This is a genomic window from Bacteroides sp. ET71, from assembly GCF_023336905.1.
In the GTDB taxonomy this organism is placed as follows: Bacteria; Bacteroidota; Bacteroidia; order Bacteroidales; family Bacteroidaceae; genus Bacteroides.
The window spans coordinates 18,572-36,919 of sequence record NZ_JAMBLS010000028.1 but is presented as its reverse complement, the minus strand read 5'-3'; the positions used below and the strand labels follow the sequence as shown (position 1 = coordinate 36,919).

At 52.1% G+C, this 18,348-nt stretch carries 12 protein-coding genes; 9 read left to right on the top strand and 3 right to left on the bottom strand.

Annotated features, from left to right (window positions below):
- Positions 1–396: 396 nt before the first annotated feature.
- Positions 397–1,155 (bottom strand): LPS export ABC transporter ATP-binding protein, encoded by a 759-nt coding sequence (gene lptB / locus M3090_RS12590; RefSeq protein WP_249056790.1) that lies wholly within the window; start codon positions 1,153–1,155, stop codon positions 397–399.
- A 221-nt stretch (positions 1,156–1,376) separates the two neighbouring features.
- Here lptB and M3090_RS12585 point away from each other — a divergent pair, with 221 nt between their 5' ends.
- Together M3090_RS12585 and M3090_RS12580 are read left to right on the top strand one after the other, a co-directional pair.
- Positions 1,377–2,117, top strand: a complete 741-nt coding sequence (locus tag M3090_RS12585; RefSeq protein ID WP_249056788.1) for an MlaE family ABC transporter permease — start codon at positions 1,377–1,379, stop codon at positions 2,115–2,117.
- A gap of 174 nt (positions 2,118–2,291) precedes the next feature.
- A complete protein-coding gene (locus M3090_RS12580; RefSeq protein ID WP_249056786.1) occupies positions 2,292–3,062 on the top strand; it encodes an ABC transporter ATP-binding protein in 771 nt (256 codons plus the stop codon).
- 63 nt (positions 3,063–3,125) lie between these two features.
- Here M3090_RS12580 and M3090_RS12575 read toward each other — a convergent pair whose 3' ends face one another.
- The gene (locus M3090_RS12575) at positions 3,126–5,438 is read right to left on the bottom strand and encodes a glycoside hydrolase family 9 protein (RefSeq protein ID WP_249056784.1); all 2,313 of its coding nucleotides are present in this window, start codon (positions 5,436–5,438) and stop codon (positions 3,126–3,128) included.
- Between the two features lie 268 nt (positions 5,439–5,706).
- Between M3090_RS12575 and M3090_RS12570 the strand changes: the two genes are divergently transcribed.
- The 3 genes from M3090_RS12570 (at position 5,707) to rd (ending at position 8,073) form a co-directional block, all read left to right on the top strand.
- Positions 5,707–6,615: a phosphate acyltransferase gene (locus M3090_RS12570; protein ID WP_249056782.1), complete on the top strand. Its 909-nt coding sequence runs from the start codon at positions 5,707–5,709 to the stop codon at positions 6,613–6,615.
- A gap of 134 nt (positions 6,616–6,749) precedes the next feature.
- Positions 6,750–7,811: a butyrate kinase gene (gene buk, locus M3090_RS12565; protein WP_249056780.1), complete on the top strand. Its 1,062-nt coding sequence runs from the start codon at positions 6,750–6,752 to the stop codon at positions 7,809–7,811.
- Positions 7,812–7,911: 100 nt separating this feature from the next.
- The gene (rd, locus tag M3090_RS12560; RefSeq protein ID WP_249056778.1) at positions 7,912–8,073 is read left to right on the top strand and encodes a rubredoxin; all 162 of its coding nucleotides are present in this window, start codon (positions 7,912–7,914) and stop codon (positions 8,071–8,073) included.
- A 107-nt stretch (positions 8,074–8,180) separates the two neighbouring features.
- Here rd and M3090_RS12555 read toward each other — a convergent pair whose 3' ends face one another.
- Positions 8,181–9,878, bottom strand: a complete 1,698-nt coding sequence (locus M3090_RS12555; RefSeq protein ID WP_249056776.1) for a Na/Pi cotransporter family protein — start codon at positions 9,876–9,878, stop codon at positions 8,181–8,183.
- A gap of 78 nt (positions 9,879–9,956) precedes the next feature.
- Between M3090_RS12555 and M3090_RS12550 the strand changes: the two genes are divergently transcribed.
- From M3090_RS12550 to M3090_RS12535, 4 genes are all read left to right on the top strand, one after another.
- On the top strand, positions 9,957–11,633 hold the full coding sequence (locus tag M3090_RS12550; RefSeq protein ID WP_249056774.1) for a nucleoside kinase: 1,677 nt from the start codon (positions 9,957–9,959) through the stop codon (positions 11,631–11,633).
- Positions 11,634–11,892: 259 nt separating this feature from the next.
- The gene (locus M3090_RS12545; RefSeq protein WP_249056770.1) at positions 11,893–14,742 is read left to right on the top strand and encodes a sugar-binding domain-containing protein; all 2,850 of its coding nucleotides are present in this window, start codon (positions 11,893–11,895) and stop codon (positions 14,740–14,742) included.
- Between the two features lie 115 nt (positions 14,743–14,857).
- Positions 14,858–16,366: a sensor histidine kinase gene (locus tag M3090_RS12540; protein WP_249056768.1), complete on the top strand. Its 1,509-nt coding sequence runs from the start codon at positions 14,858–14,860 to the stop codon at positions 16,364–16,366.
- 42 nt (positions 16,367–16,408) lie between these two features.
- The gene (locus M3090_RS12535; protein ID WP_249056767.1) at positions 16,409–18,289 is read left to right on the top strand and encodes a TlpA family protein disulfide reductase; all 1,881 of its coding nucleotides are present in this window, start codon (positions 16,409–16,411) and stop codon (positions 18,287–18,289) included.
- Positions 18,290–18,348 lie beyond the last annotated feature (59 nt).

Here is an 18,348-nt window from a genome sequence, read left to right as displayed (position 1 = left end):
GCTATCATTAGCTTCGCTCAAAACCTCTTTTGACTATTTCATTAAGGTATAGTCTGTCATGTTGAGCGGAGCGAAGCGAAGTCGAAACATCTCACTTGACCAATCTTGAGATTCCTCGGCTACGCTCGACCGGGCTCATTCTCGGCTGCGTTTTATCCGATTATCTTGTAAACAAATTTCTTTTCAGCAGCCTTTACCACCCGAAGTTCTACCAAATTCCTACCAAAGTCGTTCCAAAGTCGTTCCAAGTTCGAGTGCTTAGAAACGAAGAAAAGACGAATCCAGAACGAATTTGGAAGCAAGATGTATATAGATATTTTACTTTTGAAGGTCTGTCGCGTCCTTGCAGGCAACAGGCGGCGGACCTTCCTCCAGCCTGCAGGACACATTCCGGCCTCAGACCATGAAGTCCTTGCGGCGCAACACGAAGCTGTTGCTTAAGTACTTTTCGCGCACCACCTGATTAGCCGCCAGTTCTTCGGGCGTGCCTTGGAAGAGGATTTTCCCCTCAAACAGCAGGTAGGCGCGGTCGGTGATGCTAAGCGTTTCCTGCACGTTGTGGTCGGTGATGAGGATGCCGATGTTCTTGTCCTTCAGCTTCCAGACGATTTGCTGGATGTCTTCCACGGCAATGGGGTCGACGCCGGCAAAAGGCTCGTCCAGCATGATGAACTTGGGGTCGATGGCCAGGCAGCGGGCAATCTCGGTGCGGCGCCGCTCGCCACCCGAAAGCTGGTTGCCCTTGTTCTTGCGCACCTTCTGGATGCGGAACTCCGAAAGAAGGCTCTCCAACTTCTCCTTGCGGTAGGCCAGCGGCTTTCCGGTCATCTCGAGCACGGCCATGATGTTGTCTTCCACGCTCATCTGGCGGAAAACAGATGCCTCCTGAGCCAAGTATCCGATGCCTGCCTGCGCACGCTTGTAGACGGGATATTTGGTGATGTCCAGGTCATTCAGGAAAATACGTCCTTCGTTGGGCGTAATCAGTCCGACAGTCATGTAGAAAGAAGTCGTCTTGCCAGCACCGTTAGGGCCGAGCAGACCTACAATCTCCCCTTGCTTGACATCGATAGACACATGGCTGACGACCGTACGCTTGCCATACTTTTTCACCAAATCTTCCGTGCGGAGCACCATTTTATTGTCTTCTTCCATAAATGCTTATTTTTTTAATGAAGAATGAAAAACGAAGAACGAAGAATGAGGAATGAGGAACCAATCGGAAGAAATGGACAGGCGGCAGTCCTTATGGGAAACAGCGGGAAAGAAACCGCCCGCGATTCCTCATTTTTCATTCTTAATTCTTCATTAAATGCGGGGCAAATGTAGCAAAAATAAGCTGAAAAGCCGTACATTTGCAAGCAAAATTACAGGTTATGAACAAAGCATTAAAAACCGTAGGCCGGTACATTATGTTAATGGGACGCACGTTTACGCGCCCCGAACGGATGTACATGTTCTTCCGGCAATACCGCGCAGAACTGGCCAAACTGGGGGTAGACTCCATTGGCATTGTCTTGCTGATATCGTTTTTTATCGGCGCAGTCATCACCATACAAATCAAACTGAACATCGAAAGTCCCTGGATGCCGCGCTGGACGGTGGGCTATGTGACCCGCGAAATCATGCTGCTGGAGTTTTCGTCCTCCATCATGTGCCTCATCCTGGCGGGCAAGGTGGGGTCGAACATCGCCTCCGAGCTGGGCACCATGCGCGTCACCCAACAAATCGACGCGTTGGAAATCATGGGAGTCAACTCGGCCAACTACCTGATATTGCCCAAAATAACAGCCATGATTACGATGATACCTATCCTGGTCATCTTCAGCATCTTTGCAGGCGTCATCGGTGCCTTCTGCACCTGTTGGTTCGGACAGATGATGAACGCCGTCGACCTGGAATATGGCCTGCAATACATGTTCATCGAGTGGTACGTGTGGATGGGCATCATCAAGTCCATCGTCTTCGCCTTCATCATCTCCAGCGTGTCGGCTTTCTTCGGCTACACCGTAGAGGGCGGCAGCATCGCCGTGGGCAAGGCGTCGACCGACGCCGTGGTGAGCAGCAGCGTGCTCATCCTGTTTGCCGACCTGGTGCTGACACAACTGCTTAGTTAAATGAAGAATGAAGAATTAAGAATGAAGAATTTACGTGACGGCCACCATGCAGGAAAGGCGAGATTCTTCATTCTTAATTCTTAATTCTTCATTTAATTGATTCTTCATTCATCATTTTTCATTCTCCACAAAAAAAGGATTCTTTATCTTTCATTCTTAATTTTCATTTAATCCATGATTGAACTGAAAGGACTATATAAGTCATTCGACGGTAAAGAGGTGTTAAGCAACATCAGCGCTTCTTTTGAAAACGGAAAGACCAACCTCATCATCGGACAGAGTGGTTCGGGAAAAACCGTATTGATGAAATGCATCGTAGGGTTGTTGACCCCCGAACGGGGCGAACTGCTGTATGACGGCCGCAACTTCCTGGCCATGGGAAAAGCAGAAAAGAAATCGCTGCGCCGCGAAATGGGCATGATTTTCCAAAGCGCAGCCTTGTTCGACTCCATGACCGTATTAGAAAATGTCATGTTCCCTCTCAATATGTTTTCCAACGACACCTTGCGCGACCGTACCAAGCGTGCCCAATTCTGCCTGGACCGAGTAAACCTGACGGACGCGGGCAACAAGTATCCCGGCGAAATCAGCGGCGGCATGCAAAAACGCGTGGCCATTGCCCGCGCCATCGCCCTCAATCCCCAATATCTTTTCTGCGACGAGCCCAACTCCGGCCTCGACCCGAAAACATCGCTCGTCATTGACGACCTTATCCACGACATCACACGCGAGTATAACATGACCACGCTCATCAATACCCACGACATGAACTCTGTGATGGGCATCGGTGAAAAAATCATCTTCATCTACCAAGGGCGCAAAGAGTGGGAAGGCTCGAAAGATGATATATTTACTTCGACCAACGGACAGCTTAACAACTTCATCTTCGCCTCCGACCTCTTCAAGAAAGTGAAAGAAGTAGAGGTGCAAAACATCGAGGGATAGACATGCCGCTCAGGCTGTCTACGGACGTGTCGGAGCATGGAAGCCGCCCGACAGCCCACAGGCTCAATGCTTCCGTTGCATACCAAGCAAATAGCCGTACAAGGCCATTTTTCCGCGCATCGTTTGCCGGGGTGTGAACTCGCCATTGGCCCACACATACCGGCAATTGAAATAAGCTTCTTGGTGGGGCCAGCCGCCTGTCTTCCACTCCGGATAACCTTTCTCCACAAACCACTGCGGGTCGCTTCCATTGCTCTTGTTCCAAGTGTCCAGGTTGTTATAGGGAGTATGTCCCGGATGCAGTCCCGGAGTGCCGTCGTTGCGTCCGGTGGTATAGCAATTTTCCACACACCGTTGCCCCAGCCCGGTCATTTCCACCCTATTGCTTGGGTTGCGTCCAAGTCCCCAGTCGGCTTCTAACAGCATTGTTTTCTCCAACAGTTTCTTTTCGCTGTCTTTCCCGGCTACAAAATGCGCCAGAATAACCAAATGCAAGTTTTGAGCCGTCTGCCAGTAATTGTTGTCCGACGAACGACGGGACGGGCGCTCGTCGATGTGGACAACATGTTTCTGCCTGGCCTGTTCCGCCACCGCAGCCTTCAGGGCCGCATATAGTTCCGGGTAATGTCTCGGACGGGGAGTATTCAGGTAGGCTGCGGTTCCCCAAATCTGGCATCCCCGCCGGGCGTCAAGCACCAAAGGCTTGCCGTCTTCCTTCAAACATTCAGCAGCCATGATGTCCTCCCACTTCTTGTCCCCGGTGACATTGTAGAGAAAGGCTGCCGCCATATGCTTGAAATCGCGTCCAGACATGACACAGTCGCCAATGTCTTGCTTGTCGTCCAACTGCAAGTCGGGTTGCCGTGAAGCGAAATCAAATGCCTTCACCGCTTCATCCGCATAATACGCTTCCAATTCCTTATGTCCGGAAATGCGGAAACAGTCGGCCATCATGGCGCAATTGGCTGCGTTGGCCCAAGCGGCCATCGTCGTGGCCCCGGCCTGGAACATGACCGTATGCTCGGCCGAAGGATTTGTCAGGCCGTGACAATAAGCCTCTCCGTCGCGCAGGCTCAACCAGAAATCCACTTCATTGCGCGCTTCATCCATCACATCGGGAATACCATTTCCGCTTTCCCCTATCTGCAAGTCGTCATCATCCAGCTTGCCGCCGGTCAGGAAATAAGGCAAAAGCATGTCATAAATATTGCTGACATGCGCCAAATGCCTGTCCCAGTCGAAAGCATCGCTGTGCCCACCCCGCGCAACTGTATTGACCGGATTGCCCGGCAAACGGTGACGCCAGAACATCGACTGAAGGGCCGGCTTGAAATGAGGCTCGTCCCAAATGTCCCCCTGATACTGTTTCCATTCGGGATGCCAAGGCTGCAAATCGGTCAGATAGATGGTAAATCCCTTGGGGTCAGTTTCCGGGATAAACAAGGGACGCCGGGGAATCGGGGTCATGTCCGGACGGTCTTCTCCCAAACGCATATAATAGTAGCCTCGCACCTGCGTCTTATAGGGCTCGAAATAGACCTCTTCATCAATGTCGAAATCCATGCTGCAACCCACCCCTTCCACAACGAGCCGATAACGCCCGGGAGCGACCTTCGATGTAAAGTCAATATTCCAGACGTCAGAACCGGTCAGATTTCTGCCCAAAGCTTCTGTATGGGTCTGACAAGTCTTCCAAAAATTCACCTTGCCTACCCTTTGTTTTCTGCCGGTCGCCACATTATACAGCCACACTTTATTCCCTTCAAAGCTACTGTAATCGCGCTGTCCCCCGTCACCCATCCAAAGATAAAGGTCGGCTGCCTTGACCGCACTTTCCGGCGTATATCCTATTATGTTCACATGAACAGCTTCCGACATGCAACGGGTCACATCGAAAACAATCTCCGCTTCCGCCTTGTCTGCGCCCAAGGCCGGATTCAGCCTCACTACGTATGTGCTTCCCTCCTTCATGGACGAAGGCAGTTTCAAATAAATCCAATGATTCAGCTTGTAGTTGAATTTCGCATCTGTATTCATCACCTTCGACTTGCGATAGACTGCCAACGGCTGCCTGCCCGGAGCCTCATAATAAGAATCGTCAGGCGAAACAACCGACCAAGAAGAAGCAAGCGCAGCCAACTGCACGTCCAATTCTCTGCCATAGGTTTTCAGCGTGTCATCGCCTTCCGCCCAAGCATGTCCGCGACAGGCGCTGGGGCCTTTACCGTCATCGCGATAAAAGACTTCACCGTCTTTAAAGAACAGCATCAGATAGTCTTTATCCACCACTTTCACCTCCACCAATTTGGTGGCATTTACTCCGGGAATAGCCAACAATACAAGCCAAAATGCACAAAAAACAAGTCGCCCTTTCATATCTTTACAAATAAAAAGTTCTACATGACAGCTTAAAGAAACACTTCCTGCTGACAAACGCAAACTTACAAAATCTTTTCCGTATAAAGGCCCCATCTGTATCGAAAAAATAATCCTTTCTCCCTGAAAGCATCCGGACATCCGCACAAAACAAAAGCTCCACACGAAGAGAGAAAATGAACTTTTGTCAGCATACGGCTCAATTTTTTCGCTCTACAAGGCTATATTTCTCGACATTTTGCTGTATATTTGCCAAAAATCCGACACCATGAACCCTATACGCAGTTTTAAGCAACTCACATCACACTTGCAGACTTTGAACCAGCGGAAACGCATTGCCGTGGTCTGCGCCAATGACCCCAATACGGAATATGCCATTGCACGCTGCTTGCGCGAAGGCATTGCCGAGTTCCTGATGATTGGCAATCCTGCCATATTAGAGCATTATCCCACATTGAAAGATTATCCTCAATATGTGCACGTCTTGCCAGAAGATGATCCTGATACCGCAGCCAGAAGGGCCGTGCAGGCTATACGCGACGGTGAAGCCGACATCCTGATGAAAGGTATTATCAACACTGACAATCTGCTGCATGCCGTTTTGGACAAGGAGCATGGATTGCTTCCTCGTGGACGGGTATTGACACACTTGTCCGTGGTACAGATTCCGACGTATGACAAGCTGCTGTTCTTTTCAGACGCGGCGGTCATCCCCCGCCCCACCCTGCAACAGCGCATCGAGATGATTCAGTATGCCATCCGTACCTGCCATCATTTTGGCATACAGCAGCCCCGCATCGCCCTTATCCACTGCACGGAGAAAGTCAGTGCCAAATTCCCTCATTCGCTGGACTATGTAAATATCGTAGAACTGGCCGAAGCCGGCGAGTTTGGCAACGTCATTATCGACGGCCCGTTGGACGTGAAGACGGCATGCGAGAAAACCAGTGGCGACATCAAAGGCATTGTCTCGCCCATCGAAGGAGAAGCCGACGTTCTCATCTTCCCCAACATCGAAAGTGCCAATGCGTTCTACAAGACTGTATCTCTGTTCTGCCACGCCGACATGGCAGGCCTGTTGCAAGGGCCCATGTGTCCCGTCGTACTGCCTTCGCGCAGTGATTCGGGGCTGTCGAAATATTACAGCATTGCCATGGCCTGCCTGACATCGGAATAATCCGACAATGGGCTCACTGCACTGAAACGTGTCATAAGTCACAGATTATAAGAATACATAAACCGTATTATACCCTATACATACCGCAAACCACCGACTTTGATTATGGTTCGTAACCCAAAACATCAGCCACTATGAAGATACTTGCCATCAACCCCGGTTCTACTTCTACCAAGGTAGCCGTCTACGAAGATACCACTCCCCGACTGGTCCGTAAACTACATCATTCCATAGAAGAGCTATCTGCCTTTGCCCACGTCACCGACCAGTTTGACTTCCGCAAGGAGGTAGTACTGCATGAACTGGCAGCCGACAACATTCCTCTGCAGTTTGATGCTGTCATCGGTCGCGGCGGACTGTTCAAGCCAATTCCCGGTGGCGTATATGAGATAAATGCACAGATGCTGCACGATGCCCTGCATGCTCCCCGCCCTCATGCCTGCAACCTGGGTTGCCTCATCGCCGCACACCTGGCCAAAAGTATCTGTGGCTGCCGCGCTTTCATTGCCGACCCGGGTGTAACGGACGAGCTGGATGACGTGGCACGCATCACCGGTTCGCCCCTCATGCCGCGCATCACCACTTGGCATGCCCTTAACCAACGCGCCGTGGCCCGGCGTTTTGCCCGCGAGCAAGGACAACAATACGAAGATTTCAACCTCATCATCTGTCACTTGGGTGGTGGTATATCTATTGGTACACACCGCCACGGGCGTTGCATCGATGTCAATAATGCTCTTGACGGCGAAGGCCCTTTTTCTCCCGAACGAGCCGGGACTCTGCCCGCCGGCGCACTCATTGACCTGTGCTATTCCGGACGATTCACCCGCGAAGAATTGAAAAAACGTATCTCAGGCCATGCGGGACTGGCTGCACATCTGGGAACCACAAACATTCCTGCCATCATCGGACGGATTGAAAAAGGGGATGAACATGCCCGACTGGTATTGGATGCTATGATATATCAAATAGCTAAGTATATCTGTGCTTCTGCGGCTGTGCTCTATGGCCAAGTGGATGCCATCTTGTTAACAGGCGGGATAGCTCATTCAGATTACGTCATCTCTCGCCTGACCAAACGCATCACTTTTCTGGCACCTGTACAAGTCTATCCTGGCGAAGACGAGCTGGAGGCTTTAGCGCTCAATGCCTTGGGAGCTCTGCGCGGCGAACTGAATGTACAGGAATATTGCTAAAGAAACTTAAATGCCAAAACCGGAATGAACAAGAGCTGAATACACGTGTTATCAGTTTATTATAGAAAAACTATCAACCCAAACAAATAAGAAAAAGAATATGGAAAAATATGTCTGCAACGTATGCGGTTATGTTTATGACCCCGCATTAGGCGACCCCGAAAACGGTGTTGCGCCTGGAACTTCCTTCAATGATTTACCCGACGATTGGGTATGTCCACTCTGTGGAGTAGGCAAAGAAGACTTTGAAGCAAGCGAATAAATAGGAACAAAAAACGGTTGGCCGGGAAAAAGATTCCCATGGCCAACCGTTTTCATATCATGCGAAGACACTGTAAAACGTGACAAACTTCGCACCAAAGAATCGTCTTAAGCCGATTTCTTTTCTTTCACATCGGTATTGGCTTCCACTACATTCACCACATAATCGCCCAACTTCTCACATTCGGCAATGATGTCCATGTAATAAACACCCATTTGATAGCTGTAAGACTTATTGTTTACGTCGATGAGGTTCTGATTCTTCAACTGGTTACGATAGTTATTTATCTCATTCTCCAAGTTAAACGAACGGTTTACGTCTACCTGCTGATGCTCTGTGCGCTCCACAACTACCAGCATTTGCAATAGAGCATCGTTCACCAGTTTCATCATTTCGTGAATATGTTCATATTGTCCTTCCGTAAAGTCCTCATTCGCCTGTCGCTTGCGGTTAATGGTACGTGCCAGGTTATAACAACTGTCTCCTATGCTTTCTATCTCTGTCACTTCACGCAACATACCCCGAATCTGCAACTTACTTTCTGAACTCAGACGGCCTTCTGAAACCTGATTCAGATAGTTGGCGATCTCCAATTCCATACTGTCACTGATGTTTTCATATTTTTCTACCCGGCTGAACAGTTTGTTGAAATCGTCGTCTTTTTCCGTATGCAACAAGTCACGCACCATCCCAAACATACGGTGAATACGCTCGGCAAACAAATGAATCTCTTTGCTGGCCTGTAAGATTGAAAGCTCGGAAGTGGACAACATGCCACCTGTAATAAAACGCAGACGATATTCTTCGTCCTGTTCTTTTTGCGGGATAATAGCACAAACCGTCCGCTCGATAAAACGAACGAACCAGATTAAGACCAATACGTTGCACACGTTGAAAGCGGTGTGGAAAGCCGAAAGCTTGAAAGGAACAGCTACCGACATCTCTGTCACACCCATTACATGCTCTACAAACCAAGACACAGCGCCTGTGAAGAAAGGGAAAACGCAAAGCACCCAGATAACACCAAATACATTGAATACCAAATGAGCCAAAGCGGCCCGCCGGGCCTGTGTGTTGCCCGTCAAAGCGGCCAAGTTTGCTGTGATGGTGGTCCCGATGTTTTCACCCAACACCAATGCTGCACCCAGTTCAAAACTAATCCAGCCATTGGCGCACATGATGAGCGTGATGGCCATCGTAGCCGATGAAGCCTGAACTATCATGGTAAGCAGCGTACCGATAAAAACAAAGAGCAAAACCGAAGCAAAGCCCATGTCCGTATATTCCTGTACAAAGGCCAACATCTCTGGATTCTTCTCCAGGTCGGGTGCATTGGCCTGCAACATCGCCAACCCCATGAACAGGAAGGAGAAACCGAAGATGAACTCACCCACCGATTTACGGGAACTTTTCTGCGAAAACAACAACGGAATACCGAAAGCCAGCAACGGTAAAGCAAAAGCAGAGACATCGACCTGGAATCCCAATGCCGAAATGACCCAGGCGGTCACTGTGGTACCGATATTGGCTCCCATAATAACACTGATAGATTGGGAGAGTGTGAGCAGTCCCGCATTGACAAAACTTACCACCATCACAGTGGTTGCCGAAGACGATTGTACCAAGGCTGTTATTAACATACCGGTCAGTACTCCCGTCACACGATTGGTTGTCATCACGGTGAGAATCTTGCGCAAGCGGTCGCCTGCAAACTTCTGAAGCCCCTCGCTCATGATCTTCATGCCATACAAAAACAAGGCCAAGGAGCCGAGCAGCTTTAACAAATCATAAAAAGAATATTCCATCTATAATTATTTAATGGGTTTCTTTGAAGCTTGTGTTTTAAACCCTATCTTTAAGGTGCAAATTCAAAAGAAAGGAAGATGAAACACGTGTTACAAATTTGTTGCAAAAATAATAATATTTCCAAAGAATTTCCCGTTGGGAGCACACTTTTGGAAATTTATCAGGGATTAAATCTTGATTTCCCTTATCAAGTGGTCAGTGCCAAAGTCAATAACCGCTCTGAAGGCCTCAACTTCCGGGTTTATAACAACAAGGATGTAGAGTTTCTCGATGTGCGCGATCCCTCGGGTATGCGCACCTATGTCCGTTCACTCTGTTTCATACTCTATAAAGCCGTACGTGAGCTGTTTCCGCAAGGAAAACTCTATGTGGAACACCCTGTTTCAAAAGGCTATTTCTGCAACTTACGTATTGGCCGCCCCATCGAACTGGCAGACGTCACCGCCATTAAGCAACGCATGCAGGAAATCATTGCACAAGACATCCCGTTCCACCGAACCGAATGTCACACGACTGAGGCCGTGCGTATCTTTAGTGAGCAGGGCATGAACGACAAAGTAAAACTGCTGGAAACGTCCGGTTCGCTTTATACTTATTATTATACGCTGGACGATACCATAGATTATTACTACGGCAATCTGTTACCCAGCACGGGGTTCATCTATCTGTTCGACCTCGTGAAATATTACGACGGGCTGTTGCTCCGCATCCCCAACAAGACGGAGCCGACCAAGCTGGATGAGATGGTCAAACAGGAAAAGATGTTAGACATCTTCAAGGAACACCTGCGCTGGAACCACATCATGGGTCTGAGCAACGTGGGCGACTTCAACCGCGCCTGCCAGGAGGGAGCAGCCACCGACCTCATCAAAGTGGCCGAGGCCCTGCAAGAGAAAAAGATTGCCCAGATTGCTGACGAAATCTACAACCGCTGCCAGGATAACAGCCCTCACGGACGGCTGGTGCTGATAGCCGGGCCATCATCGTCTGGAAAGACTACTTTCAGCAAGCGCCTGTCGGTTCAGTTGATGACAAATGGGTTGCACCCCTATCCCATCTCGCTGGACGACTACTTCGTAGACCGCGAAAAGACTCCGCGCGATGCCAACGGAAATTACGACTACGAATCGCTCTATGCACTCGACCTGCAGTTGTTCAATGACCAACTGCAAGCTTTGTTGCGGGGCGAAGAAGTTGAGCTACCGCGTTTCAACTTCACTGCCGGCAAACAAGAGTTCCGCGGTGAGAAGCTGCGCATCGACAAAAACATGGTGCTCATCCTGGAAGGCATCCATGCCCTTAATCCGGAATTGACGCCGCAAATTCCAGACGAAAACAAGTTCAAAATCTATGTATCGGCGCTGACCACGATTTCGCTGGACGACCACAACTGGATTCCCACTACGGACAACCGCCTGTTGCGGCGCATCATCCGGGACTATAATTACCGCGGCTGTTCGGCACAGGAGACCATTTCGCGCTGGCCCAGCGTACGCGCAGGCGAGGACAAATGGATTTTCCCGTACCAAGAGAATGCCGACGTCATGTTCAACTCGGCCCTGTTGTTCGAATTTGCCGTGTTGCGCTACCACGCCGAACCCATCCTGAACAGCGTACCGCGCAACTGTCCGGAATATGCCGAGGCCTACCGCCTGCTGAAGTTCATCAAATACTTCATCCCCGTGCAAGACAAGGAGATTCCGCCCACGTCGCTGCTGCGCGAGTTCCTGGGAGGGAGCAGCTTTAAGTACTGACTGCAACACCCAGGGAAAAAGACTCGTTCCTTGGCCGGAAGAGCCGTCGCTTTTGTTCGAAGAAGCATGGCTCTTCTTCGAGGTCACCGGCAGGGATAATAAACAGGCATGTTTTGTCGTTTCGAAGGGGTGCAAATGTTCCACCGTAACAAAAAAGACAAGAAAGCTATTGATATGTTCCCCAAGTTTGGATACCTTTGTCGGAGCAAGCTACATCTGCTTGCCTGACAAGCATTTTCACCTTTCCAAAGATACGAGCATGAAAAAGGAATCAAGAAACGGCCGCCTGCTGAAAGCACTCCTCATCGGTAGCTGCTGCCTATGCCTGGCCATCAAGTTGAACGGACAAGAAACGGGTATCTGGCAACGCGAACGGATAAACTTGTCGGGAGTCTGGCAGTCATCGTTAGGCGAATGTCGCCTGCCCGGCTCTACGGACGAGAATCGCTTGGGCGACGGACGCCATTCCACACAAACCACCTCCCAACTGACACGGCTTTATCCTTACTCCGGACAAGTAACGTATGAACGCGACGTCATCATCCCCGACTCGTGGGCAGGGAAGAAAGTCAGGCTGCTGATGGAACGCACCAAACCCAGCACGCTCTGGGTGGACGGCGACAGCATAGGCAGTCAGGGACACATCTATGCACCTCACTGCTACGACTTGCCCCCGTTGACGCCGGGCACACACCGCATTGCCATCCGCATTGACAACTCGCCGACGTCGGTCCCCAAGGAGATACAAGGGTCGCATGCCTGGAGCGATGCCACCCAGACCAACTGGAACGGAATCTTGGGTGACTTTTGTCTGGAGGCCCGGGAGGCTACTTACATAGAAGACGCCCAAGTATATCCGGATGTCGAACGGAAGCAGGCTGTCTTGAAACTGGCTGTCATCGGCGGAAAGAAAGGCAAGGCACGGATAAGCGTCGGCGGACACGCGTGGAACTCGCCGATGTCGCACGAACTGTCTGCCCTCACCCGGGAAATTCTGTTGCAAGAAGGGCGCAACGACATCAACCTGACCATCGACATGGGCGACGCCCCCCTGCTGTGGAGCGAGTTCCACCCGGCACTCTACCGTCTGGACATCAGCCTGCGCCAAGGCCGTTGGAAAGACGGTTGTCAAACTGATTTTGGTATGCGGCAGTTCTCGACAGAAGGGACTCAATTTGTGCTGAACGGGAAGAAGACTTTTTTGCGCGGCAAGCACGATGCCTGCGTGTTCCCGCTGACCGGCTATGCCCCGATGGACGTCGCTTCGTGGCGGCGGGTGTTCCAAATCGCCAAACAATACGGCGTGAACCATTACCGCTGCCATTCCTACACGCCCCCTGCCGCAGCCCTGCGAGCCGCCGACATCGAAGGCATTTATTTCCAGATAGAACTGCCCCTGTGGGGCACCATCGACCGACAGAACACAGCCCTGAACACCTTCCTGAAACGCGAAGGCGACATGGTGCTGCGGCAACTGGGCAACCACCCCTCTTTCATGATGCTGGGCCTGGGCAATGAACTGGGCGGCGACATCGAAGTGATGCGTGAATGGATAGAAGACTTCAGACGGCAGGACAACCGCCACCTCTACTGCTTTGGTGCCAACAACTTCCTGGGCTGGAAAGGCCCGCAAGACGGGGAGGACTTCTTCGTCACATGCAGGGTGGGCGGTTCGGCCCTGTACGAAAGCCACGTGCGCACCTCGTTTGCTTTCGTAGACGCCGAACAAGGAGGGATACTGAACAACACCCGTCCCAACGCCGTAGACAACTATGCGCGAGCCATTGCTTCCTGTCCGCGGCCAGTCGTAGGACACGAGACGTGCCAGTTCCAAATCTATCCGGACTACCAGCAGATAGCCAAATACAAAGGCGTCCTCTACCCCTACAACCTCGAAATATTCCGCGACAGGCTGAAGCCCAACGGGCTGTACAGCCAGGCCGACGACTTCAGCAAAGCCACCGGACGCTTTGCCATGGCTTGCTACAAGGCTGACATCGAATACGCTTTCCGCACCCCCGGCTTCGGCGGGTTCCAGATGCTGGACCTCCAGGATTACCCCGGACAAGGTTCCGCATTGGTGGGCATCCTGGACGCCTTCATGGACAGCAAAGGCATGGCCGACCCGGAGACCTTCCGCGGCTTCTGCGCACCGGTAGTCCCCTTGGCTTTGATTCAGGACTTTTGCGTACGTAATTCCCAGGAACTCACCATCCCCATCGCCTTGTCCAACTACGAAGAAAACGACTGGCACACACCACTGTCCTGGACATTGACCGACGAAACAGGCCATTGGGAACGGAACGGACAGATACCGGCCTCAGTAGCCCAAGGAGACATAGCCACCATCGGGCACATCACCGTGAAACTGAACGACCTGAAAACTCCCCAACGGCTGACGCTACGTCTGAAAAGCGGGACCTATCACAACTACTACCATCTCTGGGTATATCCCGACGAAGCGCCGGAAAGTACCGAAGGCATCTACATCACCGACAAGGCCGACGAAGAGATGAAAAGCAGGTTGGCAGTGGGCGAACGGGTGCTATTCCTCCCTTCGCACGACAGCATCCGGCAGCAAAGCGTAGGCGGACTGTTCACGCCCGACTATTGGAACTACGCCATGTTTAAAACCATCTCGGAAAATGCAGGCAAAGAAATATCGCCCGGCACCTTGTCCGTCTTGGTCGCCCCCCAGCATCCCCTGTTCCGCCACTTCCCCACCGAAGCGCACAGTAACTGGCAATGGTGGAGCATCACCCGCAACGGCCGCCCCTTCATACTGAACACGACCGAAGCCGATTACCGTCCGCTGGTGCAGGTGATAGACAACGTAGAACGCAATCACAAACTGGGGCTGGTGATAGAAGCCTGCATAGGCCCGGGCCGCCTGCTTATGTGCACCGTCAATCTGGACGCCGTGGCCGGCACACCCGAAGGCCAGCAATTCCGCACCGCCCTGCTGCGCTACATGAAGTCGGAGCAATTCACACCGTCAACCGATTGGACATGGGAAGAATGGAAGGCACTGCTGACCGCTGTCCCCAACAGCCGCGACATCACAGGCGTGAAGAACGAGAGCGACTATGCCCATCCGGACAAGGAATGACTTCTTCGCCTGCCGAAGTGACAGGCGTCCCGCCACTTTTCAAAAAAAGGACGCCCCGACGTACAAGCTATGAAAGAATGTCGTAACTTTACGGGCGAACAAAGCATCATTTGATATGAAAAGAGTCATCAGTTTACTGTTTTTAATGGCTATTTGCCATCTCTGCCTGACCGCCGGGGCGCAAGAACGCGGCAATGACTTCGAAAAGCAAGCCAGGGCAAGCCTGTCGCAGAAAGACTATATCCGGGCACGCTACCTCTTCTTGCAAGCCTACAACGCCTTTGCGGCAAACGAACAATATGCCCAGGCTACGGAATGTGGCGTGCAGGCAGCCGCACTCTACCACCGCGAGAACTATTATAACGAAGCTTTCGACCTGCTCTACTCCGTAGAACGCACCATCATCGGCGGAGAACAGAAGACAGGAAAAGAAATGCCTGCCCTGCGCTACCCGGTGACACGCGAGCGCCTGCGGATGTATATCAAACTGCGCAAGACCGCCAGCGCCAAAGAACAACTGTCCAAGCTGGAAGGATGGGCTAAGGCTGCCAAGGTAGATTCGCTGTCCACCAACCTGCTCTACACGCAGGCCAATTACTACTACACCTTCGGGATGAACGCACAGGGCGACCAGGCTTTCAAACACTTGGTCGAGCAATATGCCCAACAGGCGGATTACGACAAGGCCGAGGCCTGCTACCAAGAACTGATAGGCATGAGCCGCCGCTCGGGCAATACCAGCATGATGGCGCGTGCCTACTCCAACTACATGGCGTGGCACGACTCCATTGCCAACATCAAGGCACAGCAAGCATACAACGCTTTGAAAGCCCAATACGACTCCAGCCTGCAAACCATCGGTGAAAAAGACGATGCCCTGGCAGCCCGCCGCTACACCATTGTCGGGCTGTGCATCCTGGCAGCCATCCTGGCGGGCGCACTGGTATTGGGAGGCATCGTGCTCTTGCGCTTCATCGCGCTGAACCGCAAGCAGCAGAAAAGCATCCGCACACTGAACGAGCACCTGACGCTGAAAACGCAATTCATCAGCCACATATCCGCACAGATGCAACCCACACTGGACACGCTGGACGCCAACCTGCCCGCCGTGCAGGCCTTACAAGCCTTCACCGCCCACATCGAAGAGCTTTCGGCACTGGAAGACACCTTGGGCGAGCCTTACGAACTGGAGGAAACGAACGTCGCCACCTTCTGCGAGAGAGTGGCCGACGAAGTGCGCAGCCAAGTGCAGGAAGGCGTCGCGCTGACCGTCAACGCGCCCAAGCTGAACGTGCGCATCAATGCAGAACACGTGTCCAAAGTCTTGCGTCATCTCCTGCTGAACGCCGCCAAACACACGCCCGCCGAAGGCAAAATCTGGCTGGACTTCAAAAAACGTGGGGCACACACCCACCAATTCGTTGTGACCGACACGGGTTGTGGCATTGTCGAAGACAGCAGAGCCAACCTGTTCAAGCCCTTCAATGCCGTGCGCGACCTGACACAAGGCGACGGTCTGGGGCTTCCCATCTGCTCCTTAGAGGCCACGAAGATGAACGGTAGCCTGACGCTTGACCCGTCCTACAACAAGGGAGCACGTTTCATTCTGGAACTGCACGCCTGACACTAAACACATTATTCACATTTAAATAAAACTAAAAAGAACATGAGAAAACTATTCATCCTCCTGCTCCCTTTCCTATGGGCAGCATGCACCAGCGGCCCCCGCACGGTGGAGAATCCTTTGATTGAAACCGCCAACACGATGACGCTGGACATCTCGCGCGTAGAACTGACGGACACAGCGACCATTCTGACGGTCGATGCGTACTTCAACCCTCATATGTGGATTAGGATTGATTCGCGCACATACCTACGGGCCGACGGGCGGAAGTACGCCATGACCCGCGCGGAAGGCATCACACCCGACTCGCTGTTCTGGATGCCCGAGTCTGGAGAGGCAACTTTCCGGCTTACGTTCCAACCGCTCCCACTCCGCACCAAGTCGTTCGACTTCATCGAGTCCGACTGCGAAGACTGCTTCAAGCTGTTCGGCATCGACCTGACCGGAAAGACAGAATACGAAGCCCCCCAAGGCATCCCCGCCGAAGCCCTTGCGATAAACGAAAACGCACCGATGCCCGCCCCCATCTTCCAAATCGGGGAGACGACGGTCGACCTGCACCTGCTGAACTACCGCAAAGAGTTTGGAAAAGAAATCAACTTATACGTCAACACCCTGCTGGGCGGCCAGGATGAGTACATCGCTTCCATTGATTCTGTCACAGGCGTGGCAACCTTCCGCTTTATGCAATACGGCCCGACCCAGGCTTTCGCCGTTATAGGACATCAGTTAAGAGGAGGAACATTCTGGTTGGCACCTGGCGAACACGCAGAATTCTATACAGACATGCGAATAACAGGGTTGAGAGCCATCTCGCGCCGGGCAGGCTTCCAACGACCTGCCCTGCGGCAAATGTATGCCAAAGGGACTTACGCCAACCTGAACAATTGGTCAAACAACGAGCAATACGACGGGAGATACTCCATGAACCTGTACAGTGGACAATTCGCCGACTACAAGATGAGTGCAAAAGACTATGTAGCCCACGTCGTCAGGACGTATCAGACGCTTGCGGACAGCATCGCCCAAGACACGCTCCCCCCACTCGGCAAGGAGTTGCACCTATGCTCACTGAAGGAAGAAGCAGTAGCAGCCATACTGCAAGGCGACCACATCAGAGAACTGAACTACCGGGCCGCCAAGCAAGACTGGGACTACAAGCATCCGGTGAAGGGTATAGACAAACTGACGCCGAAGGACCAAGCTGCCATTTGCCAACTGTTTGATATCAATGACCCCATGCTGCTGATGGGTGAACGGGTATACGATTATACCGGCCCCGTAGTTTATGAAGACGATGCCTGGATGAAGGTTGCCGGCATTGAAGGAGGATTGATTGGCTCGCTCCGCAAGTTTGCCCGTCTAATCCAGAAGGCAAAAGGCGGCGAACTGGCCGACGAAGACCTGAAAGTCTTTTCCGAAGACGAGTCGTTCTACGCAGAAGCCCTGCGCAAGATGCAACAAACCACATTGGATAAACTGAAAGAGGTGGAGGGCAAAGCCGTCATCGAGCCGACGCCCGAGGTGCCGATAGAACAGTTGTTCGATGCCATCGTGTCGCCCTACAAGGGGAAGGTGGTCTTCGTGGACTTCTGGAACACGTGGTGCGGTCCGTGCCGTGCTTCCATCCGGCAAACAGAGCCGCTGAAGAGCTCGGAGTTGAACGACGGCAACTTAGTCTGGATATACATCGCCAACGAGACTTCGCCCATCGCCCAATACAAGACGATGATTCCCGACATCCGGGGCAAACATTTCCGCCTGAACGACAAGCAGTGGGCTTACCTTTGTGACAAGTTCCAGATTGACGGCATCCCGTCGTATGTCGTGGTGGACAAGGACGGCAGCTACCGGCTGCGCAACGACCTGCGCGACCACAACCTGCTGGTGCCCACGCTGAAGGAGAAGCTGGCGCAAGACTGACCATCATCAGCCTGTCCGTGAAACAAAGGAGCGGCCGGTGTCCTTGGGAGCATTTCCCT

Excerpts from the sequence above, each read along its gene's own strand:
- buk (WP_249056780.1), top strand. The coding sequence starts at position 6,750 with ATGAAGATACTTGCCATCAACCCCGGTTCTACTTCTACCAAGGTAGCC.
- M3090_RS12535 (WP_249056767.1), top strand. The coding sequence starts at position 16,409 with ATGAGAAAACTATTCATCCTCCTGCTCCCTTTCCTATGGGCAGCATGC.
- M3090_RS12585 (WP_249056788.1), top strand. The coding sequence starts at position 1,377 with ATGAACAAAGCATTAAAAACCGTAGGCCGGTACATTATGTTAATGGGA.
- M3090_RS12570 (WP_249056782.1), top strand. The coding sequence starts at position 5,707 with ATGAACCCTATACGCAGTTTTAAGCAACTCACATCACACTTGCAGACT.
- M3090_RS12555 (WP_249056776.1), bottom strand. The coding sequence starts at position 9,878 with ATGGAATATTCTTTTTATGATTTGTTAAAGCTGCTCGGCTCCTTGGCC.
- M3090_RS12545 (WP_249056770.1), top strand. The coding sequence starts at position 11,893 with ATGAAAAAGGAATCAAGAAACGGCCGCCTGCTGAAAGCACTCCTCATC.
- rd (WP_249056778.1), top strand. The coding sequence starts at position 7,912 with ATGGAAAAATATGTCTGCAACGTATGCGGTTATGTTTATGACCCCGCA.
- lptB (WP_249056790.1), bottom strand. The coding sequence starts at position 1,155 with ATGGAAGAAGACAATAAAATGGTGCTCCGCACGGAAGATTTGGTGAAA.
- M3090_RS12580 (WP_249056786.1), top strand. The coding sequence starts at position 2,292 with ATGATTGAACTGAAAGGACTATATAAGTCATTCGACGGTAAAGAGGTG.
- M3090_RS12540 (WP_249056768.1), top strand. The coding sequence starts at position 14,858 with ATGAAAAGAGTCATCAGTTTACTGTTTTTAATGGCTATTTGCCATCTC.
- M3090_RS12575 (WP_249056784.1), bottom strand. The coding sequence starts at position 5,438 with ATGAAAGGGCGACTTGTTTTTTGTGCATTTTGGCTTGTATTGTTGGCT.
- M3090_RS12550 (WP_249056774.1), top strand. The coding sequence starts at position 9,957 with ATGAAACACGTGTTACAAATTTGTTGCAAAAATAATAATATTTCCAAA.